The organism is Chlorobiota bacterium (genome assembly GCA_016700335.1).
GTDB lineage: Bacteria > Bacteroidota > Ignavibacteria > OLB7 > OLB7.
On record CP065014.1, the window covers coordinates 1,957,664 to 1,984,357 of the forward strand.

Consider the following 26,694-nt stretch of genomic DNA (forward strand, 5'->3'; position numbering starts at 1 on the left):
ATAATCACATAATGATTTTCAATGTTTGTACTATTGGTTAGGTGAGTTATATTTGTACTAAATTAATTACTCTCAATTTTATGAAATTTATATTTTTTATTTTACTGTTAATTACAATTATATCATGTAATCGAGTCTCAAATGAAGATAAAGATAAACTTATTCAATCAGGATTTTCAAAAGAATCTATTAACAGAGTTATTGATGAAAAATTTAATTCAAAAGATATAGATGTTTTAATATCATTAAAACAAGTAACTGAAAATGAACCATTATGTTTTGAATCTTTAAAAGTAATTAAACTTAAAAATGCTGATAGCCTTTTAGATGATTTCAAAACTTTACTTACTTTAAAAGCTAACCCTGAATTTATATCTCAATTAATAGATTTAAAAGTTATACCATTCCATACCGATGATATTTTTGAGCTAAAACAAAATAATTTTTCAGATTCTACAATATTAAAAATATCAAAACTAATTGTAGAAAAAAAGACAAAAGCAAGTGGTTATGATTATGCTGTTCTTAAAACAAGAAATTTTGACGAAAACATGATAATGAAATTTATTCAATTAAATGGAACTCCTGATCATGTAAATTATATTAGGAGAGATTTTGCTTTAGGTTTGAGTGCACAAGAATCTTTTGATAGAGCTTTTGATATTAAAAAAGATACTACAAAAGTAAATTAATTATTAATGAACTATTCAAAAATTATTACAAATAAAATTTCTTTCTGAAACTTTCCCAACATATAGGAAAAGCTGCTTGGTCGGTTGCAGATAAAGGATTATTGATTGTTATGGGTGTAACTTATATGTTACCGCAAAAAATGATTGGTGCTCAAGGTTGGGGTGTATTCACTATCGTAAACACATTTCTGACATCTATTTTTATGTTAACTGATGGCATTGCATTACAAGCTATTGTTAATTTTGGTATGAATGAAAGTAAGAAAGATCAAACTCTAACAATTACATTTATTATTCATTTGATATTTGTTTTATTTTTTGCAGTTTTAATTTATCTTTCAAAGGGATTTTTAGCTGATTTGTTCAATGAACCTATGTATTTGAAATCTTTTCAAATGTTTCCTTTGTTATGCTCTGGGTTTCTAACTCGAACATATTTCTTACGAGTTTCACAAATTAATCTTAAAATGAACTTTATATTTTGGATTGATTTTGCTTGGGTTTTCAGTAGCACTTTAATGATACTAATTGGTTGGAAAACTTTATGGATTAAATCAGTTGATGAAATGATTTTAATAGCAATTATATCTCCTTTTATTTCATCAATAGTAGGTTTAATTCTTACAAGAAAAAATTTGTCTTTTACAACAAAAATTGATAAAAATTATTTTAAGGAAATATTGAAATTCGGTTTTTCCCAATGTATAAATTCTGGTACAACAGCACTTCAAACTCAAGGTGATGCAATACTTTTAAAGATTTTTTATTCATCATCTGTAGTTGGAAATTATGATATTGCTAAAAAATTGTTCAGATTATTTGAAGCTCTAAGAGAAGCTGGAAGTCTTACAATATATCCCGCAGTTGCAAGATTATTTCAAGAAAAAAGAATTTCAGAGCTTAGAGTTTTGATTGAAAAAATGATGTGTTTTACTAGTATTGGTTTAATTCCATTAGTCCTTTTTTCATTGTTCGGTCCAGTTGATTTTATTTTAGGATTAATTTATAAGGGCAATTATCCTTTAGCACCAAATATTTTTAGAACACTCTCAATTGCTGCTTTCTTTATGCCATTAACAATGAATATTTATGTACTTTTAGGAATGGGTGCATCTAAAAATTTGTTGAAATTAAATGCAACATCAGTTCTAACTTCAGTATTCTTTGGAATTATTTTAGTACCAAAATTTGGAGCAATTGGTACAGCAATTACTGTTGTTATAAGTTATGCTCTTATTGGTTTTGCATCAACAAGAATTGTTTATAATCAAATTGGCTTTAGTGTTAAAAGCACTTTTTTAAGATGGAAAGATGCTTCAACTTTTGTGATGAAAATTTTCAAGAAATAAATTGTTAAGTTATTGAAAATTGAATTCTCTAAAATTTGTTATTCAAGAAAAATATTAAAAATTATCATAAAATAGTTATTAAACAATATTAAAAGTCTGGAAATGTCTAATACTCACAAACCACATTTAAAACCTAATAAAAAGACCACTTCAAATTCATCATTTTTGGATAATATTAATCCAAAATTTTTAACTCCAATTTTTATAAGTGTAATACTAATTTTACTCTTAGTCTTTTTTGGTGGTGTAATTTTTAGTGGCAAACTTTTTTCAGCAAGTGATAATATCTCATGGGAAAGCTTTCAACCTTACCTTCAAAGTTTAAAAGCAAAAGGAGAAATGCCATTATGGTTGCCACATATTTTTAGTGGACTTCCAGGTTTTGCTGCCTTATTAGTTACAGGGGATAGATGGTGGGATTTAGGTGTAAAATTACTAACCACTTTTGAATCAATTTTTGGGGTTATAAATCATGATGTAATGAGGGTTGTTTTCCATTATTTTGTTTATGGTACTGGAATGTTTTTATTGATGAGAAGTAAAAAAGCTAATCATCTAACATCATTAATAACATCAATTGCTGCAGTTTTTTCTACATGGATAATTGTTTATATAATGATTGGACATAATACCAAGATTTGGGCTTTAATGGCGTTTCCCTATGTTTATTTATGTTTAGAAAAGTTAATAGATAAATGGTCATGGCTATATGCTGGATTACTAATTCTGGCAGTTCATATTATGTGGGAATCTACTCACCTCCAAACTGTATTTTATGGTGCTTGTGCTTTAGGTATTTATCTATTGTTTGAGTTAATTTCTGCAATTAGGAATAAAGGGGGTGATAAATCAAGGCTTAATGGGGTTATTCGAGCTGCTATACTTCTTGCTGTTGCTGGGGGCTTAACTTATGGAATGGGATTAGATAGAAATTTATCTGTTCAAGAGTATTTAAAATATTCTACTCGTGGTGCAAAATCAATTGTTGAAAACCCTAACGATAAATTAACTGAAGATGGAGGTCATGGATATGATTATGCAACAGGTTGGTCCTTTTCTCCCAGTGAAACAATAACTTATTTAATTCCATCATATTACGGTTTTGGTAATGTTGTTAAAGATGGTAAAAAAGATAACTTCTATTGGGGACAAATGGCGTTTACAGATGCTGGGCATTATGCTGGAATTGCAGTTTTGTTGTTAGCTTGTATTGGCTTTTGGGCTAACAAAAAAAATCCATTAGTGCAATCATTATTTGCGATTGGTATGTTTGGGTTAATTTTATCTTATGGAAAAAACATGTCTTTTTTGTATGATCTATTTTATAATTATTTCCCAAGCTTTAATAAATTTCGTGCACCAAGTCAATCATTATTATTATTAGAATTTGTACTTCCAATATTAGCTGGTTTTGGAATAAAATCAGTATTAGAAATAAACAAGAGCTCAGAAGAGAATCAAGGAATTAATTTTTCTACTATAATGAAAATCTGCATTGGTTTTAGTGCAGTTTTAATTTTAGCTTCAACAGTAAATTTGATAGGTGATTATAAATCTTCTGTTGTAAGTAGTATTAAAGAGAAATTTAAAGCTGAGCAATATTCTCCAGAACAAATTAGTGGTTATGCTGATTCTATTTATGAAGGTGCAAATTCATTAATGAAAACAGATACTTTTTTTGCATTTCTTTTTACGGGTGTTACAATTCTAATATTATTTATGTACTCGAATGGTAAACTAAAACAATTTACTTTTCTTGTATTGTTACTATTAATAATAACAATCGATTTATGGAGGGTAAGCTCCAGACCAATGGAATCTCAAACCAGAGAAGAGGCAATGGCACCTTTCCAACAAACAGATATTGATGATTATTTGTTAAAAGATAAATCTTTATTTAGAATTATGGATTTAACTACTCAAGCGAATTATGTGGCTCACAGACAAATGGATCATATTCTTGGTTATCATGCAGCTAAAATGAGAAGTTACCAAGATCTACTTGATATATGTGGTAATGGAAATGTTATAACTGCCCCTCAAGCTTGGAATATGCTTAATACCAAATACATTATTAACAAAGAAAAAATGCCAGGTATGGAGAATTATAAAGAAGTTTATACTTCACAAATTACTGGAGGTAAAGTTTTTGAAAATCCTAATTCTATGCCTAGAGCTTGGTTCGTAAATAGCATTAAACCAGGTGAACCAAAAGAAATTTTAGAAAATATTAAAAATTCTAAATTTGACCCTTATGATATTGCATATGTTGATAAGTCTTTTAATGGTAATGTTGAATCATCAGGTTATAATAATAGTTTAACTATTAAACAGAATTCTGATTCAACTATTGATTCAATTAATGCAACAGAAGTAAAAGATAATTCAATTAAATCTACTGTAAACATTACAAAGTATGAACCAAATCATATTACTTTAGAAGCCAATGCAATTGGGAATAATTTTTTAGTTTTGAGTGAAATGTACTATCAACCAATCTGGAAAGCTACCATTGACGGTAATCCTTCTGAGATAATAAGAACAAATTACTTGATGAGGGGAATAATAGTTCCTAAAGGAAAACATATAATTCAATTAGATTGTATAAGCGAATCAATTAATTTAGGCAAGTGGGTTTCATTAGCAATTAATATAATTATGTTCGGTATGATAGGATATGGATTGATGCAAAATAGAAAATTAAAACCAATACAAGATGATTTAACTCATTCTTAGATTTAACTCATTCTTAGATTTAAAGAAAATATTAAAAGTATCCGTACATATTTTGAATTTAAGATTCAATTCTTTGTACGGATATTTTTTAACTAATTAGTAAAATTCTATACATTCCAAAACTGCCGATCTAAACTTCTATATTGAATTGCTTCAGCTAGATGATCTGTTTTAATATTTTCTTCAAAAGATAAATCGGCTATCGTTCTAGATACTTTTAAAATTTTATCGTATGCTCGTGCTGATAATCCTAATTTTGACATAGCAATCTTTAATAACTCTTGTCCTGCTGAATCAAGTTCACAAAACAATTTAATATTATTAGAAGTCATATCAGCATTTTTAAAAACATTATCATCTTTTAAAAATCTATCTTCTTGTAATTTTCTTGCATTTATTACTCTTTCCCTAATATCTTTTGAATATTCTCCAGTTTTTTTTGAAGTTAAATCGTTGTATTTTACCGCTGCAACTTCAACATGTAAATCAATTCTATCTAATAATGGACCAGATATTTTTGACATATACTTTTGAATTTGTTGATTTCCACAACTGCAATCTGAGTTTGGATTCCCAAAATTTCCACAAGGACAAGGGTTCATACTTGCAATCAACATAAAATTGCATGGGAAAGTCAAACTCAATTTCGTCCTTGATATTGTAATTACTTTATCTTCAAGGGGCTGCCTCATTACTTCTAGAACATTTCTAGCAAACTCAGGAAGTTCATCCAAAAAAAGTACTCCATGATGAGATAAAGATATTTCTCCTGGTCTGGCAATACCCATACCGCCACCAACTAAGGCTGCATCGGATATTGTATGATGTGGACTTCTAAATGGACGTTTTGTTAAAATAGGAACATTTTTTGGAAGTACTCCAGCCACTGAATATATCTTTGTAGTTTCTAATGCTTCATCAAATGTCATTTGAGGTAGAATAGTTGGAAGCCTTTTTGCAATCATTGTTTTGCCTGATCCTGGAGGACCAACCATTATAAGGTTATGACCACCAGCTGCAGCTATTTCTATTGCTCTTTTAGTATTTTCTTGTCCTTTAACATCCGAAAAATCAACATTGAATTCAGATTTATTACTAAACAGCTTTGCTCTATCAATTTTAAAATAATTTGGTGAATTTATACCGTTTAAAATATCAACTGCTTCCTTTAGTGATTCAACTGCAATAACTTCTAAATTATCTACTAAAGCTGCTTCTTCAGCATTCCCTTTTGGTAAAATTATTCTTTTAATATTTTGGAACTTAGCTTCCAAAGCAATTGCTAATGATCCTCTAACAGATCTTAAAGCACCATCTAATGCTAATTCACCTAAAACTATTGTTTCATTTAATGATGAAATTGGAATCTGACCAGTAGCAGAAAGGATACCAAGTGCAATTGGTAAGTCAAAAGCAGACCCTTCTTTCCTGATATCCGCAGGTGCTAGATTAACAGTATATTTTTTATTTGGGAGTTGAAGTTCGCTGTTTTTAATTGCGGCTGAAACCCTTTCTCGGCTTTCACGAACTGCATTATCTGGAAGACCAACAACAGTAAAACTGTAGAGTTGGTTTTCTACATGAGTTTCTATTTGTACAATAAAGGCATTAACACCAAATGTACTTGCTGATAAAATTTGAGAAAACATTTAAAAATTCAGAATAGGGTTATAAGATCTTAATAATAATTTTTGAGTTTATAAAAGGATATTCAAGTAATAATTAAAATTTAAATCTTTAGGAATTTAAATTCTTTATAATATTATTTTCAATTATTTTTTTTCTTTTTTATATATCTAGTAATATCTAAAACTTTACTTATTTTTTGAGTTGTAGTTTCTTTAGTTTTTAATATAATTGTTTCTTTTGGTGATAATCCAAATAATGGTATTCTAACAATAAATGTACTTCCTTGTCCAACTTCACTTGTTACACTAATATCACCATTATGTTCTTGAACAGTCCATTCCACAATTGACAAACCTAAGCCAGCTCCTCCCATTTCACGACTTCTTGCCTTATCAACTCTATAAAATCTGTCAAATATTTTCTTTTGATGTTCTGGCGATATTCCTATTCCAGTATCTCTAACCCTTACAATTGCATATTTCCCATCACTATCAAGATTAATTCCAATCATTCCATTATCAGGAGTATATTTGATAGCATTATCAATTAAATTAAAAAACATTTGATGAAGTTTAGGGGCATCGGCAGCAACAAATAAATTTTCTTCAATTCTTGGTGTAACGTATTGGTTCCTTGGTTCAGCTAAAATTGTTGCAACTTCTGTTAACTCTTGCATCATTTCGCTAAGGTTTGTTTCTTTCATATCTGTTGAAATTTTACCTTGCTCAGCTCTTGATAACATTAACAAAGATTTTACAACATCTGACAACCTCATTACTTCATTTAATGAACTTGAAATAATATCTTGGTATTCTTCGTTTGACTTTTTCTTTCTTAAAGCAAGTTCAAGTTCACCCATTATAATTGTTAATGGAGTTCTTAATTCATGAGAGGCATCACCAGTAAATTGCTTTACTCTTTCAAATGAACTTTCTAATCTGGATATCATATCATTTAGAGTAACTGTAAGAGTTCTAATTTCATCCTGAGGTTTTGGAACAGGTAATCTTCTTGATAAATTAGATGCACTTATTTCTTGAGCTGATATTATTATTTCACTTAATGGTTTTAACGATTGACGAGTTATAAACCACCCAACTAAAAGAGTAAAGAATAATACAATTGGAGTAATCGCTAAAATAGTTCCAAAAAAATCTTTTAAAAAGTTTTCTATTTCATCAATAGGATAAGCAACCACAACAATATATTTTTGCTTTGAATAGATTGAAGTTCTAAGGGTTTGGGGTTCAGATTTACTAGGGTTGTGTTGAAATGTTTGATATTCAGGTTTCACTTCATTTGCCTTTGATATAAAGTCAATAGGCAATTTTAAAGTATCTCCAGCTAAAGAAGCCGATGAATAAATTACTTTATTGTTCTTATCAAGAACCTCAATCATGAAGTTCCTAGGATTTAAAATAATCTGTTCATATATAGCTTCAGATAATGCGTCATTTGTTTTTTTTGTGCTAGTATCTACAATTACATTAGTTGTATTTTTATTATTTTTTTTATCAGTAGGATTATCTATTAAAGATTTTATTCGTTTTGGATCAATTGATATTTTTTCTTTTCCAGGTTCTTTTGCTAAAACACCGTCTAGAGTTTCAATTACATTATTAAGTGAATTATCTAAATTAGAAATTAACTTATTTCTAACAGAAGAATATGCTAAAGTCCCAAAAGCCCCAAGAGCTAATGCCATTATTGCTCCAAACCATAAAACTAATTTAAAACGGAGTGAGATGTTCATTTATGCAAGGGAATTTTGAACAGAACACATTTAATCATTTAACTTAATTAGATTTAATTTTTTGAAAAAAATTGTCAATAATTTTTATAATAAAACTAATGTAACTATTTTATCATAAATAAATCTGTCATTGCTTTAATAGTACTGAAATTATTTTTCTCGAAATCATCAAATCCAAACCTACCAACTTCTATATTATTTTTTAAAAGTATAAATATTGGAGCTGCTCCAAATTTATATTGTTGTTTAACATCATCTATTCCAGCCAATGAAGCATCTGTTACAAATATCTTTACTTTATTTGTTCTCGAAATACCTGCAGCATCAATAACCTTCATAACTTGAGGGAAATACTCCTTTGTGTAAGGGCAAGTACAAGTTGGTTTTATAACCATTACTATTGAATGAGTTTGACCTGAGTCATTTGATTTAATTGAGTTAACACTTGAATCAAAAACTAATTTATTAATAGAATCTGGGTAAGAATCATAAGCTGCTTTATACCAAATATAACCAGTGTTATTTTCAATTTCATTAATTGTTGTTTCGCCTAATTTAACAACTACTGTACTTGTAGGTGTTGTTGTACAAGATTGTATAAATAATGAACCCATAAGCACTGCCAATAAAATAAATATTCCTTTTTTCATCGAGATTAAATATTAAGATTAAAAAATAAATTAAATGTATAACAAATTTAAGCAAAATTTTGACTGTGTAAATACTGTTTTCAATTATGAATTTAATTTTATTTTTATATAATTATTTTTTTTCTAATAATTGTAGATTGAATTTGTTTAATCAAAGATATAGAAAGAACAGTATCTTTAAAGAAATAACATAAAATTACAATTTCATACAATACTAATTGAAATAATAAATATACTTTTGTAAAATATATTCAAACAAATTTAATAAGTGATTTACTATTTAAATAATATCTAAACTGAAATGAAAAGTAATTTACAAATTCAAAAACTACTACTTCCTTTAATTGCAATTACATTTACACTATTCTCTTGTAAAGAAAGTGTAACAACTGTACCAAACAATGAAGTTAAAGTAGAGGAAAAAGCTGGGACTTGGAAAACAATAGTTATTCCTTCTAGTACAACTATTGCAGTATCAGCTCCAATCAATTCGAATTCAGAGCTAGATGAAATTGTTAACTTACAAAAGACTTCAACTTTACAAACTGATGCAAATATTTCATATTGGAATAATGGAGCTGTTGTTAGGTGGAATGAATTTGCAAGAGAGTTGGTTATCAAAAATAAAATATTGCCACCAGTTGCTTCTCGTTTGTATGCTTTAATGAGCATTGCACAATTTGACGCTTTGGTTACAACATGGAATGCTAAAAATAAATATAATCGTCAGAACCCTTCTGTACGTGATTCTAGGGTTAGATCATTGATTCATGATAATTTTAGTAGCCAATCTTATCCATCTGAGCATTCTACAGTTGCAGCTGCATCAATGGCTATTTTAATTTATATTTTCCCTAGTGATTCTATTTCTATTTTGGCTAAATTTAAAGAGCATACTGAATCAAGAATGTATGCTGGAATTAATTCTAGATCTGATATCGAGGCTGGAAAAAATATTGGTATTAGTGTTGCAAATTCAGTAATTGACTTAAGTAATACTGATGGAAGTAATAGTGTATGGACTGGTACAATTCCAACTGGACTAGGTATGTGGACAACTGCAGCTGGCAAAACTCCTGTATTACCTCTGTGGGGGAAAGTTAAAACTTGGTTTGTAGATGTTCAAGCAATGCGTCCATTACCACCACCTGCTTTCAATTCACCAGAATTTCAGGCTCAAGTAGCAGAAGTTAGATCAATTTCTGATACAAGAACTGCAGAACAATTAGCAATTGCTACAAAATGGGCAGATGGAGCAGGAACTTTTACACCTCCAGGTCATTGGAACCAAATTGCTTCTGATTATATAAGAACTAATTCATTGAATGAAGTTAGAAGTGCCAGAGTAATGGCATATATGAATATGGCAATTATGGATGCAGGTATTTGTTGTTGGGATGCGAAGTATACTTATTGGTTACTTCGTCCATCTCAAGCAGATCCGAAAATTACTACTCCAATAGGGTTGCCTAACTTCCCATCATTTACATCTGGGCATTCTAGCTTTTCTGGAGCTGCTTCACAAGTTTTATCATATTTCTTTCCATCAGATTCTGGTTTGTTTAAGTCTTTAGCACAGGAAGCATCTATATCAAGAGTTTATGGAGGGATTCATTATAGAATGGATTGTGATAAAGGAATAGTTTCTGGTAACAATATCGGTAATTTAGCAATTGCAAAAGCCAAATTAGATGGTGCTAATTAAGGAAGATTTTAAAGAATAATTTGTAATTAATATTCAAGCTGATTCATTAAGTTGAATCAGCTTTTTTTATAGTTCAAATGAACTTACTTTTTATTATGTTTATTCCTCACTATTGGAATACGAACATCAATTATAACTGTTCTACAATGTGATCTTCCCTCAGGGGAATTGTAAGAAAACCTTTCGAACTCTCCACTATTTATTTCATCAACTGAAAATATTACATTTTTTGGAACCAATATTTTCAGGTATTTTAAAGTCTCTTTTGCTCTTGAGATTGCAAGATTTTTATTATAACCCTCTGCCCCTAATGAATCGGTATAACCAATAATTGTAACAATTGCATTATCTACAATTCTGCTTGCAATCGCTTTAAGAAGAATTTTATCACTTGGACTAATTTTTGGCGAATCATAATCAAACAATAATAATGAGAAATTTTCTATTATAGTATCATTCCTATTGTTTTCTAATTTAAATTTTAAAGAATCATAATTTACTTTTATAATAACAGAATTGCTAAGAGTGTCTTGATTTACACTATCTTTTAATGATAATAAATAGCTAAGGTTCATTGGGAAAGAAGGTACTTTTCCTTTATCATTTTTCCAATTCCAAACTATCTCTTTAGGTGGAAATGAATCTATTCCACTAAATACTTTCCAAACTGAAGTATCTTGTGATATAATTAGTTTCCATTCTTTCAAACCAGCTTCTGATGTAGCTTTTGGTTTAAATACTACTCTTGGTGGATTTGCTCTTTGTTGAATATATCTCCTTACATAAGGTATGGTTATTCTTGGATCATCTGCCTCAATCTCAACTCTTGAATTTTCTTCAGACCCACTTTCAGTAAGTTCAGAAGAAGGGCTTGGTGGCAAAAATCCAGAGAGTGTTCTTATTCTATTTTCTGCTATTCCCCAAATTAAATTTAAATATCTTTTTACCACTAATGCTCTATCATTACTTAACTTTTTATCTTTTTCTTTTGAATTACAATATCCAGTTATTTCCAAATTTGCTTCAGGCAATTGCTTCATTCTCATCCCTAATAAATTAAGATATTCATAATAAACATCAAGAGCATTACCATATAGTTTGCCAGTAAATTCTTTAGCATCTTTTTTATTTACAAACAATTTATAATTTTCTCTTAGTTCAGAACTACCTTCTTTGAAAAACAATTGGTTAAGTAATGGTAAAGTTTCAATTGAATCATATTCTTCAATTCTTACTTCAATTGTTTCTGGTAATGTTGTAACTGATGGTAATAAGAGTGGCTTTGGTGATATTGTTTTTACTATAACCTTTGGTGAATCAATTGCCTCAATTATATTTTCAGAATTTCCAACATACATAAATGATACTCCTAAATTTAACTGATTTGATTTCCATTTATCATTTGAATTTGAACTATTTAATTGATAATTAAATGAAATTTCTGGATTTAATTTTAATGTGTTAGATAATTGCAACTCCCAAGATAAAGCTGCTCTAATTTCTGATGTAAATTTATTATTATAATGCAATTCATCTTGAAAATATTTTTCTTGAATTCTTTTTTTGTTTGGCATTAAAAGATTATCAGGACTAATGGCTTGTAAAGAATCAAATTGACTAAAACTTAAATTGTATTCAAATACTAATCCTAATAATAATGTTGTAGAACTTATAACTGGAATTAATGGGAAAGATTTTTTAAAGGGGTATTGAAATAATATTGATGAATTTAAATTGTTTAAATTATATGTACTTTCTTCACTTATTACACCATAAACTATTGAATCATTATTATCTCTAAAAGGTACTTTGTAATCATTTACTATCCCTTTTAAAGTTCCTTTCCTATTTTTAAATCCTAACCTAAATTGAAAATTATTTTCTAAAATCAAGTTTTCTAAAGACAATGTTATACCTGTATTAAAGCCATTTGATAGGACTTCACTCGTTAAAGAATCACAAGTTTTAATTGCTATATTACTTGAATTAAATATTGTTTTTTCAAAAAATATACCAAAACCAATTGAGTCTTTTTTATATTGAATTGAGTTGCTTTTGTTAAGAATTTTATTTACATCAACACTATCAGTTACTTTTGGAGTGCAACTAATAAATTGAATTACGATTACTAAATATATAATTAATTTGAAATTCAAATATTAAATTGAAATAATTTGGTTCATTAATATTTATTTAATTTATCTGTTTAACCAGCAATTAAACAAATGATTTTGAGATTCTGAAAGTTCAGATTTTATTCTAAGAATAAACTTTTTCTTTGGTTTTAACTTAATCCTAGTGTTATAAATCCTGCATTCTGATGAACATAATAAGTTAATCTCATCGTTATTTTTAGATCCAATTAATGAAATAAAATTGTCTGTACTTGTAACTCTATAATTATCTATTGCTAAAATTTCATCACCAGCACCAATTCCATTAATCTCGGCTAATGAATTATCATAAATTTTATCTACTATAAGCATACTATCTTCATCTTTTAAATCCATTCCAAAATCATAATTAACATTTATATTCTGAAAAATTAAATTATTTCCAAAAGTAACTTCATTACTATTAACCAATTCTACCCATTCTAATCCTATTAATTCTAAGTACTGATTAATGGGCAATTCATCAATTGAGTTTAACCATGCTTCAGTTAAAGATTTTATTTCATAACCAATAGAATTTTCAGCTATATTATAAAAATCATCATCAGTTATTCCAACACTCTGATTTAAATTATAATTATCCATTAACCCCCTCATTACAGAATCAAGATTTTTTTCACCATTTGTAATCGACAATATATAAATGTCTAATAACCAAGCAATCGTTCCACCTTTTATATAATAACTTGGGAATCTATTATGTGTATCTTGGTTTGGATTGTAAAATTTTGACCATGCATGGAATGAACTTTCTTTTACTGACATCACTAATCTTCCAGGAGTATTAAGCAATTTTTCAAGGTGATCTTCATTTAGAATTTTAAAATATTCATCAATTGTTCTAAAGCCAGCTTTGTAAGTTAACAGATCATCATAATAGCTTGTAAAACCTTCACAAAGCCATAACATTGAAGTATAAACTTCATTATTATAATCAAAACTTCCAAGTTCTAAAGGTCTGATTCTTTTTACATTCCACAAATGAAAATACTCATGAACTAATAGACTTAATAACTTGTTCATTCCAATAGAATCTGATATTGCATTAGAATTAAACATATTTACAGATGATTTTGAATGCTCTAATCCACCACGTAAATTTGGCAAGAGTTGAATAATAAAAACATATCTATCATATGGAAGTTTCTTCCACATTTCAAAGCCACCATTAACAATTCGTTTGGTTTGTTCATTTATCCAATCAGGATAAAAGCCCCCTTCTCCATAAATTGCAACTTCATGTTTTGATCCATGTAATTCATATTCATATACATTGTGATCACCAATTTCTAAAGGTGAATCAATTAAAATATCATAATTTAAAGCTCCAAAGGTATCGTTTTCTACTTTTGAAAGTGCTGTTGAAATTTTAGTCCAAGGATTATTAATAATTACGTGATGAATACAATTAGTTTTTCCTTCAACCATCATAAGGCAATTAGCTGGATTTATAAAAGCGTGAAATCTATTAACATGGCAAAGTCTTACAGTTCTTTCATACGAAAAATATATATATTCTAAAACAATTTTTTTAGATTTATTAGCTGAAATTTGCAACCGATTTTTATTAATCCAGTTATAATTCAAAGATTCATTTAATTCATTTTGAACTTTTAAATTTCCTTGATTCATAACAAAATCCCGTATTTTATATGAACCAGGAATCCAATTTGGTAATGCAAATATTTCAATGTCATTTGGTGAATCTAACTCCATTTTAATATTTACAACATGTTGTGCAGCTCTTGGGAAAGTTAAATAGTATCTTATACTTGATTTTGAATTTATTAACTGTGAATCTAATTGTTCTATATTATACATTAATTTATTTATAATTATTAAAATTGAAAATTGCTCTAACAAAATTATATTACTTACTTATAACAATAATTTGTTTGGTATCATTTATAAGTTGCAACCAAAAAAAAGATATTGGATTCGATAATTTAAAATTTACTAGTTTTAATGGAGATACTTTAGTAATAGGTAAACAAGTAAATGTAATAATATCTTTAGCACCAAATGTAACAGAAATAGTTGCTTCAATTGGTGGTTTTACAAAACTACGAGGTATAACAGAATACTGCAACTTTCCAAAAGAAGTTAAACAAATTTCTGTTGTTGGAAATTTACAAAATGTAGATTATGAAAAAATATTGGCTATAAAACCAGATGTTGTTTTTATGAGTTTAGATGGCAATTCATCTCAAACATACAAAAAGATAAAATCTTTAGGAATTAATGTTTATGCTGTTTGCGGAAGAACTCATAAAGATGTTTTAAAAAGTATTATGCAAATTGGGGCAATAATTGGTAAAGAATATGAGGCTAAGAATTTAATAGATAAAATTTCAAAGAATCTAGATTCATTAAAGTCATTATCTATTAATAAAATCCCAAAAAAAGTTTTTGTAATAATTGATAAAAAACCAATTATCACAGTTGCTCATGGCTTTTTAAATGAGAGTATAACTTTAGCTGGGGGTGTTAATATTGCTGAAGATAAATTAGAAGATTACCCAAAATTTAGTAGAGAAGAACTTTTAAGCGATAATCCTGATGTAATAATTTATCCATCAAATTTAAGTAACAGTGATGCATTAAAATCATTAGTTAATTTATATCCTGAATTTAAAAATTTAAAAGCAATTCAAAATAAAAAAATTTTTTCTATAGACCCAGATATAGCATTCAGACCATCACCAAGAATAGTTGATTGTTGTAAAATATTGTTCGAAATATTAAAATAATATAACAAATATATCTTATAAAATTTGAGAATAAAATGCTTTCTATTGTTTTGGTTTTAATGTTGCAATAGGCAGAATTACTTCTTCCATTGAAATACCTCCATGTTGAAAACTATCTCTATAACGATTTAAATAATGATGATATTCAGTTGGATAAACAAAATAGTAGTCTTCCCTTGCAATTACATAGGAGCTCATATTTCCTCTATTAGGAAGTTTGTAAGTTAAAGGATCTTTAACAAAAACGGCATATTTATCTTCCACTTTAACATTATGCCCATGTTTATACCTTAAGTTTGTAGAAGTATCTTTATCACCTGTTGCTTTGGCACCCCTCATGCACCTTATTGAACCATGGTCTGTTGTTACTAATATCTGTGCATTTTTAACAGTAGATAATGCTTTCAACATCCCATAAAAGCTTGAATGCTCAAACCAACTTTTTGTTAAAGAACGGTAAGCAGATTCATCAGGAGCAATTTCTTTTAAAATAGGATAATCACTTCTTGAATGAGCCATTATATCAACAGCGTTAACTACAATAGTGGTTAACTGTGATCTTGTATATGAATGAATATCATGTTCAATTTTTTTTCCAAAATCAGTATCTACAATTTTAACATACCTTACCCCACTTTTTAAATACAATCTTTTTCTATCAATTAATTTTTCAAGTAATTCTTTTTCAAATTTGTTTAATGAATTATCATCATCTTTACCTGGACCCCATAAATCTGGATAATGTTTTGAAATATCTGAAGGAAAAAGACCTGAGAAAATTGCATTTCGAGAATAAGGAGTTGCCGTTGGTAGAATTGAATAATAATAATCTTTTTCGATAGAATAATAATTTTTTAATAGCTCTTCCATAATCAACCATTGATCTAACCTCATACAATCAATAACAAATAAAAAAACAGGACCTTTATCTTGCTGAACTTTTGGAAATACATATTCAGTCATTACATCAGTACTTAAAATTGGTCTATCAAAATTATCATTTTCCAACCAAGAAACATAATTTTTTTCTACAAAATTTGCAAACTCCATATTCGCTTCCCTTTTTTGTAACAACATTTGCTTCAAATTTTTTACTCTCAAGAATTTTTTTAATTGTTAAGAGGATTTGAGTTGGGTTTACTGGTTTTGTCAAATAATCTGCTATTCTTCTGCCAATAGCTTCTTCCATTAAATGCTCTGCTTCGTTCTTAGTTACCATAACAACAGGCAAGTTTGGTTTTATATCTTTTATTTTTTCCAATGTTTCCAAACCACTCATGCCTACCATAGTTTCATCTAAGAATACCAAATCAAAATCTATTTTCTTAACGAGCACTAAGGCATCTTCACCATTTGTGACAGTTTCAACTGAGTTTCCTTTTGCTTGTATAAGTTTTATATGTGGTTTGAGCAAATCAATTTCATCATCTACCCAAAGAATATTCCAAGAAATCATTTTAAAATTATTAATGTTAAAAACCAAAATTACAAATAACTTATATTTAAAAATAATTAAAGTTAATAGTTTTTTAAAGTCATTTTTTATTCCCTAAATTTTACAAAGTTTATCATCTAATTATTATATACTATTTTTAATTACCATAAACATATCCCAACCCAAAACAAAGTTTAAATCCTATTGGATAAGAATAAGAAGATCCAAAATCAATGTTGAAGTTATCTATTTTTAAATCTAATCCCCCAGAAACTGTTGCTGGATAACTTTTTATTCCAGATTTAAATTTTAATTCCTTCGATAAAATATGTGAAATCCCTAATGAAGTAATTAAATTATTATCAAGTTCTTGATTTACTTCAAAAGTAATATTTGTTAATTCTGCTAACAAAAATCCAAAACCAATTGCAATATTTTGGCTTAGATTTTCACCAGAAATTGATGCTCTGTTTATATTATCAGCTTTTGCTCCAAATGATATTTCTTTGGTAACATCAACAGATGTCCCTATATTAATCGGAAAGGAAATTGCTGAGCTATAACCTTGAATAGATTTAGAAATCATTCCAAATCCAATGCCAAAACCAATGCCTGGAAAAATTTCTATTCCACCATTCAAACTTAAATTAGTTTCGCTATAAGTTAAAATGTTTACAGAATTAATTTTAAATCCAACACCATTACTTAGTCCAAATTTGTAATTACATTCCAATCCTAACTCATTAAAAGATTGAAACCCAAAATTAAGAGGAGTATAAAACAATTTAACATATTGATTTGTTTTGTAAATGGTAGCGGGATTTGACAATACATCGGTTCTAGTTACATCAGATCCAGAATAGGAAATAGTTGAAGGGTTATTCTCAAAGTTAACTTGAGCTTTACTTTCAGTAAAAATCAATTGTAGAATAATACCAATTAGGGTTAGTAATTTCATTTTTGTTGGGGATTATATTTTTAAATGTATTTTACATTATATAGCAATTCATGTAAATTATTTATTGAAGAAAATAATTCTAATTAAAAAAATTATTGGTTATATATTAATTTAGGGTTTTCATTATATTATTTTCTTTACTAAAGTAATGAAACAATCTTTTATACTCATAAAATAGTTTTGAGTACTTTAATTGATTAGCAGTATTTGGAGAATAAACTTCATTTATACTTGAAGACATATTCAACATTGCTTCTTCAATGTTATCATAACCACCAAATTTACTACCTGAAGCTAAAGCACCTAAAATAGCTGCACCAATTGCCGATGCTTGATCGGATTCTATTACAGATATTTTTCTATTAGTTACATCTGACAAAATTTGCATCAGTAATTTACTTTTTTTTGAAATACCTCCACTACAAATTATCTCTTCAATTTCAATTCCATTTTCTGTAAACTGATCTAAAATTATTTTAGATCCGTAAGCTAATGATTCTAATAATGATAAGTAAATTTCAGGTGCCTCTGTTGTAACATTCATACCAACTATTAATCCACTTAAGTTTGAATCTACTAACGGTGTTCTGTTACCATTAAACCAATCAAGTGAAATTATTTTACTTTCATCTAATTTTGATGCATAATCTTCAAGTAAATCATAAATGCTTACACCAAGATTTTCTGCTTCTTTGAAATATTTAATTGGAGTTAAATTTTCAACGAACCATTTTAAATTATCTCCAAAACTTGCTTGTCCTCCTTCATACGCATAATAACCATCAATTATACCATCTTTAACTATACCAGAAATTCCTTTTATAAATTTATACTCTTCACTCAATACAATATGACAAGCACTAGTCCCCAATATTATCATCATTTTTTTTGGTTTTGAAATACCAACACCAATAAATGCAGAATGTGCATCAATAATTGCAGAACTAATTATTGTATCAATATTTAATCCAAGTAATTCAGAAAATTCTTTGTTTAATGTTGATACTTTCTTCCCAGAATTTATTACTTCACCAAAAATTTTATGATCATAAAAATCAATAAAATCTTTATTAAGTTTACTTAAAAAAATTTTATCAGGATAACCATTGTCTTCATTCCACAATCCTTTGTAACCAGCAGCACATTTATTTCTTATCAACTTACCTGTTAATTGCCAAACTATCCAATCACCTGCTTCTACAAAATATTTTGATGCTTTATAAATTTCAGGTGCTTCTTCAAGAATCTGCAACCCTTTGCTAATAAGCCATTCAGCAGAAATACTACCACCATATTTCTCAATCCAATCAAGATTATTTTCATTTGCAATCATTGTAATTTTTTTAGCCTGTTCGTCAGATGAATGATGCTTCCAGAGTTTTGCCCAAGCATGTGGATTATTTTTATATTCAACAAAATAAGATAATGGTTTTCCAAATTCATCTGTTGGTATGATTGTGCACGACGTAAAGTCAATTCCTAATCCACAAATTTTATCTGGCGAAATTTTAGAAATATCTAACAACTTTTTTACAGATTTTATCATTGATTCAATGTAATCATCTGGATTTTGTAATGCCCATTTATCAGGTAATTGAAAATCACTTTGATTAGGTAAGAATTTATCAATTACTGAATTTCTATAATTAGAAATAGTTGATCCACAAACTTTCCCACAATTAACATCAATTATAATTGCTCTGCAAGATTCTGTCCCGAAATCTAATCCTATAGAATACATTTTATTTTTTCTAAGTGAAATTTAATTATGAAATTTGTAAAAAGATAAATTACGATAATGAAAGTTCTTGCAATTGATTATGGTACAAAAAAAATTGGATTAGCTATTTCTAATGAAGGGAATAAATCTGCTAAACCATTTGGAAATTTAACTACTTCTCACAAAAATCTTTATGAGTTAAAAAAAATTGTAGAAGAAAATAATATTTATAAAATTATTGTTGGAGTTCCAATTGCTGAACATCAATATGGTTTAAAGATGACTCATATTGCAATTGAATTTTTAAATAAGTTAAAAGATAATTTTGAAATTGAGATTATAGAGTGGGATGAATCTTTTACAACTTTTTATGCAGTTGAGAAAATGAAAGAAGCTGGAATTAAAGAAGGTAAAAGAAATAAAAGAGGTACAACTGACAGGTGGGCAGCTGCAATTATACTTCAAGAATATCTAGATTGCCATTAAAATAATTTTAATTTTTTTTCAATATTTTTTCGATATAAATCACTTTTATACTATTATTGTTTATTACCTCTGTATCTATTTGTATAATTAAAATCAAAATGAGAAAATTCCTTTTGTTATTTATCATAATTCTTAAAATTAGTGTAAAAGCTCAAACAGGAGTATTTGTTCCTGAGTTAACTTTGTTTGATGATAAAATTAATTCTATTATGAATAAATATGAAATCAATGGTGGTCAATTGGCTATTACTTATGAAGGTAGATTAGTTTATAATAGAGGTTTTGGTTTAGCTGATACATTACAGAAAACTTTAGTTCAGCCATATAGTATTTTTAGACTTGCTAGTGTTTCTAAAGTTATTACTAGTATTGCCATTATGAAACTTTTTGAAAATAATAGATTTAAGTTAGATGACAAAGTGTTTGGAACAAATGGAATTTTAAATGACTCCATATATAAAGTGGTAAAGGATGCTAGAATTTATCAAATAACAATTCGGCAATTACTAAGCCATAGTTCTGGTTTTAACTTTGATTTTGCAAACGAACCCCTTTGGAAAACATATGAAATTGCAATTGAAAATAAATTAACTCCACCTGTATATTCGTTTCCAATTGTTTTAGAATGGACTTTAAAAAATAAAGAACTTGGATTTAATCCAGGAACTGCAGCAGGTTATTCAAATTTTGGATATACTTTATTAGGATTAATAATTGAAAAAGTAACTGGTAAACTTTATAAAGATTTTGTTAAAGATTCGATATTAGCACCTATTGGAGTAACTGATATGTATCCTGGAAAAACTATGAAAGAAGATAAATATCAAAATGAAGTTAGTTATTATGATTACCCTGGCTCACCATTATCTACTTCTATTTTTACTGGTATTCCAAGTTCGGTTTCTGCTCAATATGGTGGCTACAATTGGGAGATAATGACTCCTGCTGGAGGTTGGGTTGCATCAGCAAGAGATTTATGTAAGTTACTAATTTCAGTTGATAGATTTTCAAATAAACCAGATATTCTGCTTCCATCTACCATTGATACCATGATTAAAAAATCTATAAATTGGAAAGATTATGCACTTGGTTGGTTTGTTACAGGAAATGATTATTGGCATACAGGTGGAATTCAAGGCACAGCAACTGTTATAAAAAGAAATGAATCTCATCAAATAAATTATGCAATTTTGTTTAATACTCTTCCAAAAGATTATACCCCTTTTTACAATGAATTTATTCACTTAGTTACTAACGAGTTTTTTCAAATTAAATCTTGGCCTAAGCATGATTTATTTACGCCAACAAATAGTATAAATAATTCTGATGATTTAAATTCTACACAAATTATAAATAATTCAAATGGTTTTTTATCTGTTAATGACTTTAAAGGTATTGCTGATATTGTTAATTATTTAGGAGTTAAAGTATGGTCTGGTTTTATTTATCCTAATCAAAAAATAAATGTTAATCAATTTGAAAATGGTGTTTACTTTTTCAAAACGTATAACTTTTCAAAGAAGTTTGTTTTGTTAAAATATTAACATCAATAACATTAATTAATAAAAATGTTATTGATATTATTTTAATTACCAAATTTTAAATTGTATAAACTTAAGAATACTTTAAAATTGTTTTGTTATTCATCTTTCTCAATACTCCCAAATCCACTTAATTCTTTCTTAATACATTTAGGATTACCATAATATTTTATTCCACCAATTCCACTCACTTCAGCTATCAAACTGTCTGTTACAAATACTTCACATCCACCAGCACCAATTACTTGGACATTTGAATTTTTTGCAATAAGATTTTTTGCTTCAATACCACCAATACCACTTACTTCGGCTTGATGATTTAAGGTACTACCATTGATTTCTAATTTTCCAGTACCAGACACTTCAGATAATAATGAGTCTGTTTTGCAATTAACATCTATTGATCCAATCCCACTCATGATTAAACTTAATTTCTTTGCAGTGATATTTCCTTGAGAACTAATACTTGCTGCTCCTGAAACTTCTAATGAAGTTAATTCATTGATTGTAACATAAATAACATTTTTCATATTGTCTTTATCTGAAGACGATTCTTCATTATAATCAATCTTTAAAATCCCATTTTCAACCAATAAAATTACATTTTTGATAAAATTTTTATCTGAATTAATTTTAACAATTGGTGAATTTATAATTGAATCTTGTATAACAATAACTTTGCAAATTGAGTTAACATTAATACCATTAAAATTACTAACAGAAAATACTGAATCAACTCTTTGTTCTGAGTTTATTACTATTTTTCCATTAGAATCCTTACTCTTTTTATTTAGTTTACAACCAGTGAAAGCTAAAATTGATGTAGTTAGAATCAAAATGTAGATTGATATCATATAGATAATTTCTGTAACTCTAGTTTTGAATAATACTTTTTCGTTCATTTTATTTTTGTTTAGTTTGTTAAATTCTAAGACTTATAAATAAAATATATTGTTACAAAAATTAAAATAAAAAACGACAACCTATAAAAGTTGTCGTTCATTTGGTTAATGAATTTGTATTTATTATCGACTTTTTCTAAAGATTAAATCTACTTAACAATTGAAATTTTTTCAATTGATTCAAAATAATCGCCGTTCTCTGATTTAATTCGCAACTTATATAAGTAAACACCATTACCTAATTTAATTCCATCTTTATCACTTAAGTCCCAGTGAATTTTGACAAATCTATCAGTAATATTATCTACTGATTTTGTAAATATTTTTCTACCACTTAAAGTATAAACATCAATACTTGCATCAATAGGTTTGGTTTGATTATGTCTGAAAAGAAAGTCAGTTTCATTCTGTGCTGGATTTGGAAAATTAACAATATCAATCACTTGAAGCTTTCCATTGTTTTCAGAAGAGATTTTAAAATTAGTTGAAGTTGTTGTTGTATTATTATAAATGTCCCAAGCTCTAACTTTAATTTTATGTTCGCCAGGTTCTAAATTAATTAGCTGCTTTTGAGCAGTACCTTCACCAAATCCAATATTAGAAGCCCTATAAGTTGGAGTAAGATCAATAGATGTTGGTTTATCATCAATCCATGCTTCTATATTGTGCCCAAGCCCGGCACCAGATGAGTTGATTCCACTAATGTCTTTTAAGTCAACAATAACTTGAGGTTTTTCTGTAACTAAATCACCATTTCTAAAAGACCTATCATCTAAAAAAACTTTAATCTCTGGTCCAGATAAATCTGTAATTGTAGTAGTATCCAATCCAAATACTTTTATATTGGCTGTTGATCCAGAAGCATCTTCATTTGAGGAGTAAGCATAAGCATGAATTCTAGCATTACTAGTATCAAATGAAATATCTTTTGGAATTCTAAAAGTAATTGAAAAATATCCATTTTTCACTTCACAGTTTCCTTTAAATAATTGACCACCATAATAAATTGCACTTTGTGTAATTACAGTTTCATTAAATGTTACTTTTCTATCAGCATCATATAAAGTTATTAAAGCAGTACCATTAAAATCACTTCTTAACTGACCAGAACGATTTTTAATTTCACCATTAATAGTAACTTTTTCTAGACCTTTTAATGATACTATATTCTCATTTGGATTAACAGAATTTACTGAAGTAATTAAAATAGAGTCTTGAGGCAAGTTTAAACTCAATATTGGGTCACCAATTATTATATATTTTTCATCATTATCAACGCTGGTAATGTTTTGCTTTGCTTTAAACATGGCTTGACCAATATTTAAAAACTTTTTAGTAGATTTATCACGAGCAAATAATGTTGTGAAATAATTATTCATAAGCCCTGCATTATAAGAAATATAAACTGCTCGGGTTGTAGCTAACAAAGCTATTGCTCCCCCACCCTTATGATTCATAAAGTCCTCTGCCCCTGATAATACATTTGGATCATCAAAATGTCCAAAATTGCAAGTAACAGCAGATACAAACGAAAGTGTAGAATCGTTGGTAAGTTGAGGAATGAACTGGTCTTTTTCCAACAATTTCTCATGAGCCCAAACATTTGGATTTCCATGTCCATTCCAATTTACAATCACTGCCCCTTTCTGAAAACTTTCCAGTAAATCTTGAGTCGCCGCAGGTTTTCTTCTGCCTATAACTTGTTCAGTATTATAGTCTTGAAGATATATTTTCTTTGGTTCGAGCCAAGTTGGAATTTGTTTCCATAACGATTCAGTTTGATCAACAAAACTTTCCGATCCATTAAATCCTCTTTCACTCCAAGCATCATCTGAAACTAACATTACGGTATTTCTCCATAACCCATAATTATTTTTACCTTCATAATTTTTAATCTTATCGAGTATAATATCAAAATCATTATTATTATCAACTGGTATTCTTGAAATCGCTAAATCAATAAGTTTGTCATTTCCAACTACTCTAACAAAAAAATCATCATGTGCACTTGAAGCTGTTGATGTTAAATAATCATCCTTTGTTTGGTAAGTTGGTACAAATTGATTTTGTTTTGTGGATATATTTCTATAATCATAGGTTCCATCTCCTGCAAGTAATACATATTGTGGTTTAACTTTCCAATTTTGCATTGCATAACCAATAAAATCTCTTAAAGCAGTAGGATCTAATCTACCAAAAGAAAATTCATTATAGATATCTTCACAAGTAAATAATGCAACTTTATACTTACCTAATTTGTTTTTGTAATCGACATATTTTTCAACTGATGGTTTTAACTCATCACTTGTTATTACAATTACATCCGCGTCAAAACTTGTTCCTCTTAAATTAGCAAATTGGATTTTTTTAATAGAAGTAACAGATTTAGCATTTTTCTTTTCAGTAAAACAAAAAGATTTTGAATTACTTACTTTTCCATCTAAACTAGTTCTAAAAATAAAATTACCATTGTAACTTATTGGTTCAATTAAAACAGGATTTTCTGGATTTGTTATCTCTATTGGAATTAATTCTGATCCAGAAAAATTACTGACTTTAAATTCTGTATTCCCTATAATGTTAGGTGATGTAAATGAAATTTCTCCATTATTTGCAATCAATTTTTTTGAAAAGTGATACTCATAGAAATCTAAATATCCAGTTCCGATTCCTGAATTATTATATTGTATTTTCAATATAGATTTGTTATCAAAGGGAATAATATTTGCATCAAATTCCATTAACTCAGAACTTTTATAAACTACGGTTTCATTATCTCCATCACTGATTCCTGAAAAATAGACATCAGATCCAATTTTTTTTTCATTCTCATAAAAATTAAATGTACAAGATGAATTGATTGCTCTGTGAGCTACTTGGGCTCTTATGTATACAGGTTTTGTTCTATCAAGATTATCTAATTGATTAGTAAAAATTCTTGAATCACTTCCCCGAGAATTATCAGTTTGCATCTGTATTGCAGCAAACCAATCACGACCAGACCCACTATGAGCTATACTGATTGCATTTGTTTTATCATCATCATAATAAAATTTACTTAATCCGTAATCAACAAAATTTATTGGATTTGAATTGTTTGTAACTTTTAAAAATTCTTTTGTTGGAGCTCCTCCAATTGATAATATAAAATAATTACTACTTGTAAACGGACTAATTTTATGGATTGGAACTGAATCTAATCCGGAGTATTTCCAGATTGAAGCATTTGAACCATAAAAATATATAGTAGATAAAACTCCATTTACTTTATCAATTATTGTTGGGATTTGATTCATTGTATTTTTTGAGATATGCTCAATATCTTCATCTAAGTCATCCCCCCCTCCATTATAAATTGCTATTTTATCTTGATCAATAGAGTTTAAATCAATACCTGAATTCTTCAAATCTTCAGCAGTTATCTTTTGCAATCCACTCTCTTTCACTTCAATCTTTAACCAGATTTTTGCTTCATTAATAATGTTTCTTTTTGATAATTCATTATTAATTCCATTTTCTATTTTCCAAGAGTTTGCAATATCACTATTAATAAATACATTATTCAGCAATTCATTTTGTTTCGAAGTAACAACAAATTTTGATTCAGAATTACTAGTAGAATATGATATTTTTAAAACAATCTTTTTTAAAAACCTTACCTCATTCTTTGAAATATTATATTCAACAGGATTTACATTAACACAACCACAATTAATATTCCGACTGATTCCAGTATAGTTCAAAGAAAATAATTTGGTTGGTAAACTTTTAGAATAATCTAATTTTTCAATATTATAATACTCATTGAAAAATCCATTATTATCTGAATTTAATATAGGTACTGGGGCTAACTTCCCTTTTATAATTGTATCGAATACAACATTTATAAGTTCAATTTTATTGCCTATTGGTTTTGGTAATGCAATTGGAATTGATGCTAACAATTTTATTGGTGAGCCTATTTCTTTTGGGTTAGATAAATATGAATTTGCACATTGTGGAATAATATAACCCCTATAAAAATTTATTGAATAACTATTATTGTATTCAAGAATCATACTCTTCTGATCTGATGAAATAACTTTAAACCCAGTTTTTTCTTGGGCATAATTATTCCAAAAAGCAAATACATAAAATAAAATAAATATTGTGAAATTTTTCATTTAGATTTTTAAAATTCGGATTAGTTTTACTTGCAATTTTAACAAATTTAT

At 28.0% G+C, this 26,694-nt stretch carries 16 protein-coding genes and 1 pseudogene; 7 read left to right on the plus strand and 10 right to left on the minus strand.

Features of this window, described 5'->3' with window-relative positions; all coding sequences use genetic code 11:
- The first annotated feature begins 80 nt into the window (after window positions 1-80).
- The 3 genes from IPP08_08020 (at window position 81) to IPP08_08030 (ending at window position 4,777) form a co-directional block, all read left to right on the plus strand.
- Entirely contained in the window at window positions 81-692 is a 612-nt protein-coding gene (locus IPP08_08020; protein ID QQS65721.1) for a hypothetical protein, read from the plus strand.
- Between the two features lie 125 nt (window positions 693-817).
- Window positions 818-2,041, plus strand: a complete 1,224-nt coding sequence (locus IPP08_08025; protein QQS65722.1) for an oligosaccharide flippase family protein — start codon at window positions 818-820, stop codon at window positions 2,039-2,041.
- Window positions 2,042-2,143: 102 nt separating this feature from the next.
- Entirely contained in the window at window positions 2,144-4,777 is a 2,634-nt protein-coding gene (locus IPP08_08030) for a hypothetical protein (GenBank protein ID QQS65723.1), read from the plus strand.
- A 107-nt stretch (window positions 4,778-4,884) separates the two neighbouring features.
- Here IPP08_08030 and IPP08_08035 read toward each other — a convergent pair whose 3' ends face one another.
- The 3 genes from IPP08_08035 to IPP08_08045 all read right to left on the minus strand — a co-directional run bounded on the left by IPP08_08035 (window position 4,885) and on the right by IPP08_08045 (window position 8,809).
- Window positions 4,885-6,426, minus strand: a complete 1,542-nt coding sequence (locus tag IPP08_08035) for a YifB family Mg chelatase-like AAA ATPase (protein ID QQS65724.1) — start codon at window positions 6,424-6,426, stop codon at window positions 4,885-4,887.
- A gap of 119 nt (window positions 6,427-6,545) precedes the next feature.
- Window positions 6,546-8,159 (minus strand): heavy metal sensor histidine kinase, encoded by a 1,614-nt coding sequence (locus IPP08_08040; protein QQS65725.1) that lies wholly within the window; start codon window positions 8,157-8,159, stop codon window positions 6,546-6,548.
- Window positions 8,160-8,263: 104 nt separating this feature from the next.
- Window positions 8,264-8,809, minus strand: coding sequence for a hypothetical protein (locus IPP08_08045; GenBank protein QQS65726.1), 546 nt, complete (start codon window positions 8,807-8,809; stop codon window positions 8,264-8,266).
- A gap of 301 nt (window positions 8,810-9,110) precedes the next feature.
- On the opposite strand from IPP08_08045, the gene IPP08_08050 reads away from it, so the two are divergent.
- Complete coding sequence (locus IPP08_08050) at window positions 9,111-10,514, plus strand: phosphatase PAP2 family protein (protein ID QQS65727.1); 1,404 nt, start codon at window positions 9,111-9,113, stop codon at window positions 10,512-10,514.
- 83 nt (window positions 10,515-10,597) lie between these two features.
- Here IPP08_08050 and IPP08_08055 read toward each other — a convergent pair whose 3' ends face one another.
- Window positions 10,598-12,670: an OmpA family protein gene (locus IPP08_08055; protein ID QQS65728.1), complete on the minus strand. Its 2,073-nt coding sequence runs from the start codon at window positions 12,668-12,670 to the stop codon at window positions 10,598-10,600.
- Window positions 12,671-12,712: 42 nt separating this feature from the next.
- Window positions 12,713-14,509 (minus strand): M61 family metallopeptidase, encoded by a 1,797-nt coding sequence (locus IPP08_08060; protein QQS65729.1) that lies wholly within the window; start codon window positions 14,507-14,509, stop codon window positions 12,713-12,715.
- Window positions 14,510-14,532: 23 nt separating this feature from the next.
- Here IPP08_08060 and IPP08_08065 point away from each other — a divergent pair, with 23 nt between their 5' ends.
- The gene (locus IPP08_08065) at window positions 14,533-15,438 is read left to right on the plus strand and encodes an ABC transporter substrate-binding protein (protein ID QQS65730.1); all 906 of its coding nucleotides are present in this window, start codon (window positions 14,533-14,535) and stop codon (window positions 15,436-15,438) included.
- A 42-nt stretch (window positions 15,439-15,480) separates the two neighbouring features.
- Here the strand turns inward: IPP08_08065 and IPP08_08070 are convergent.
- The 3 genes and pseudogenes from IPP08_08070 to IPP08_08080 form a co-directional block, all read right to left on the minus strand.
- Window positions 15,481-16,894, minus strand: a pseudogene (locus IPP08_08070) (bifunctional response regulator/alkaline phosphatase family protein).
- A 136-nt stretch (window positions 16,895-17,030) separates the two neighbouring features.
- Window positions 17,031-17,831, minus strand: a complete 801-nt coding sequence (locus IPP08_08075; GenBank protein QQS65731.1) for a hypothetical protein — start codon at window positions 17,829-17,831, stop codon at window positions 17,031-17,033.
- A gap of 106 nt (window positions 17,832-17,937) precedes the next feature.
- Window positions 17,938-19,572, minus strand: coding sequence for a ribulokinase (locus IPP08_08080; GenBank protein ID QQS65732.1), 1,635 nt, complete (start codon window positions 19,570-19,572; stop codon window positions 17,938-17,940).
- A gap of 57 nt (window positions 19,573-19,629) precedes the next feature.
- Here IPP08_08080 and ruvX point away from each other — a divergent pair, with 57 nt between their 5' ends.
- Both ruvX and IPP08_08090 read left to right on the plus strand, forming a co-directional pair.
- Entirely contained in the window at window positions 19,630-20,037 is a 408-nt protein-coding gene (ruvX, locus tag IPP08_08085) for a Holliday junction resolvase RuvX (GenBank protein QQS65733.1), read from the plus strand.
- Window positions 20,038-20,135: 98 nt separating this feature from the next.
- Window positions 20,136-21,581, plus strand: a complete 1,446-nt coding sequence (locus IPP08_08090; protein QQS65734.1) for a beta-lactamase family protein — start codon at window positions 20,136-20,138, stop codon at window positions 21,579-21,581.
- A 95-nt stretch (window positions 21,582-21,676) separates the two neighbouring features.
- On the opposite strand, the gene IPP08_08095 is transcribed toward IPP08_08090, so the two are convergent.
- Both IPP08_08095 and porU read right to left on the minus strand, forming a co-directional pair.
- The gene (locus IPP08_08095) at window positions 21,677-22,480 is read right to left on the minus strand and encodes a DUF2807 domain-containing protein (GenBank protein QQS65735.1); all 804 of its coding nucleotides are present in this window, start codon (window positions 22,478-22,480) and stop codon (window positions 21,677-21,679) included.
- Between the two features lie 149 nt (window positions 22,481-22,629).
- A complete protein-coding gene (gene porU / locus IPP08_08100; protein ID QQS65736.1) occupies window positions 22,630-26,643 on the minus strand; it encodes a type IX secretion system sortase PorU in 4,014 nt (1,337 codons plus the stop codon).
- Window positions 26,644-26,694 lie beyond the last annotated feature (51 nt).

Bases quoted from the DNA above. Each gene is read 5' to 3' on its own strand.
- IPP08_08095 (QQS65735.1), bottom strand. From the start codon at position 22,480: ATGAACGAAAAAGTATTATTCAAAACTAGAGTTACAGAAATTATCTAT.
- IPP08_08060 (QQS65729.1), bottom strand. From the start codon at position 14,509: ATGTATAATATAGAACAATTAGATTCACAGTTAATAAATTCAAAATCA.
- IPP08_08050 (QQS65727.1), top strand. From the start codon at position 9,111: ATGAAAAGTAATTTACAAATTCAAAAACTACTACTTCCTTTAATTGCA.
- porU (QQS65736.1), bottom strand. From the start codon at position 26,643: ATGAAAAATTTCACAATATTTATTTTATTTTATGTATTTGCTTTTTGG.
- IPP08_08075 (QQS65731.1), bottom strand. From the start codon at position 17,831: ATGAAATTACTAACCCTAATTGGTATTATTCTACAATTGATTTTTACT.
- IPP08_08080 (QQS65732.1), bottom strand. From the start codon at position 19,572: ATGTATTCTATAGGATTAGATTTCGGGACAGAATCTTGCAGAGCAATT.
- ruvX (QQS65733.1), top strand. From the start codon at position 19,630: ATGAAAGTTCTTGCAATTGATTATGGTACAAAAAAAATTGGATTAGCT.
- IPP08_08025 (QQS65722.1), top strand. From the start codon at position 818: ATGTTACCGCAAAAAATGATTGGTGCTCAAGGTTGGGGTGTATTCACT.
- IPP08_08035 (QQS65724.1), bottom strand. From the start codon at position 6,426: ATGTTTTCTCAAATTTTATCAGCAAGTACATTTGGTGTTAATGCCTTT.
- IPP08_08030 (QQS65723.1), top strand. From the start codon at position 2,144: ATGTCTAATACTCACAAACCACATTTAAAACCTAATAAAAAGACCACT.
- IPP08_08090 (QQS65734.1), top strand. From the start codon at position 20,136: ATGAGAAAATTCCTTTTGTTATTTATCATAATTCTTAAAATTAGTGTA.
- IPP08_08040 (QQS65725.1), bottom strand. From the start codon at position 8,159: ATGAACATCTCACTCCGTTTTAAATTAGTTTTATGGTTTGGAGCAATA.
- IPP08_08045 (QQS65726.1), bottom strand. From the start codon at position 8,809: ATGAAAAAAGGAATATTTATTTTATTGGCAGTGCTTATGGGTTCATTA.
- IPP08_08020 (QQS65721.1), top strand. From the start codon at position 81: ATGAAATTTATATTTTTTATTTTACTGTTAATTACAATTATATCATGT.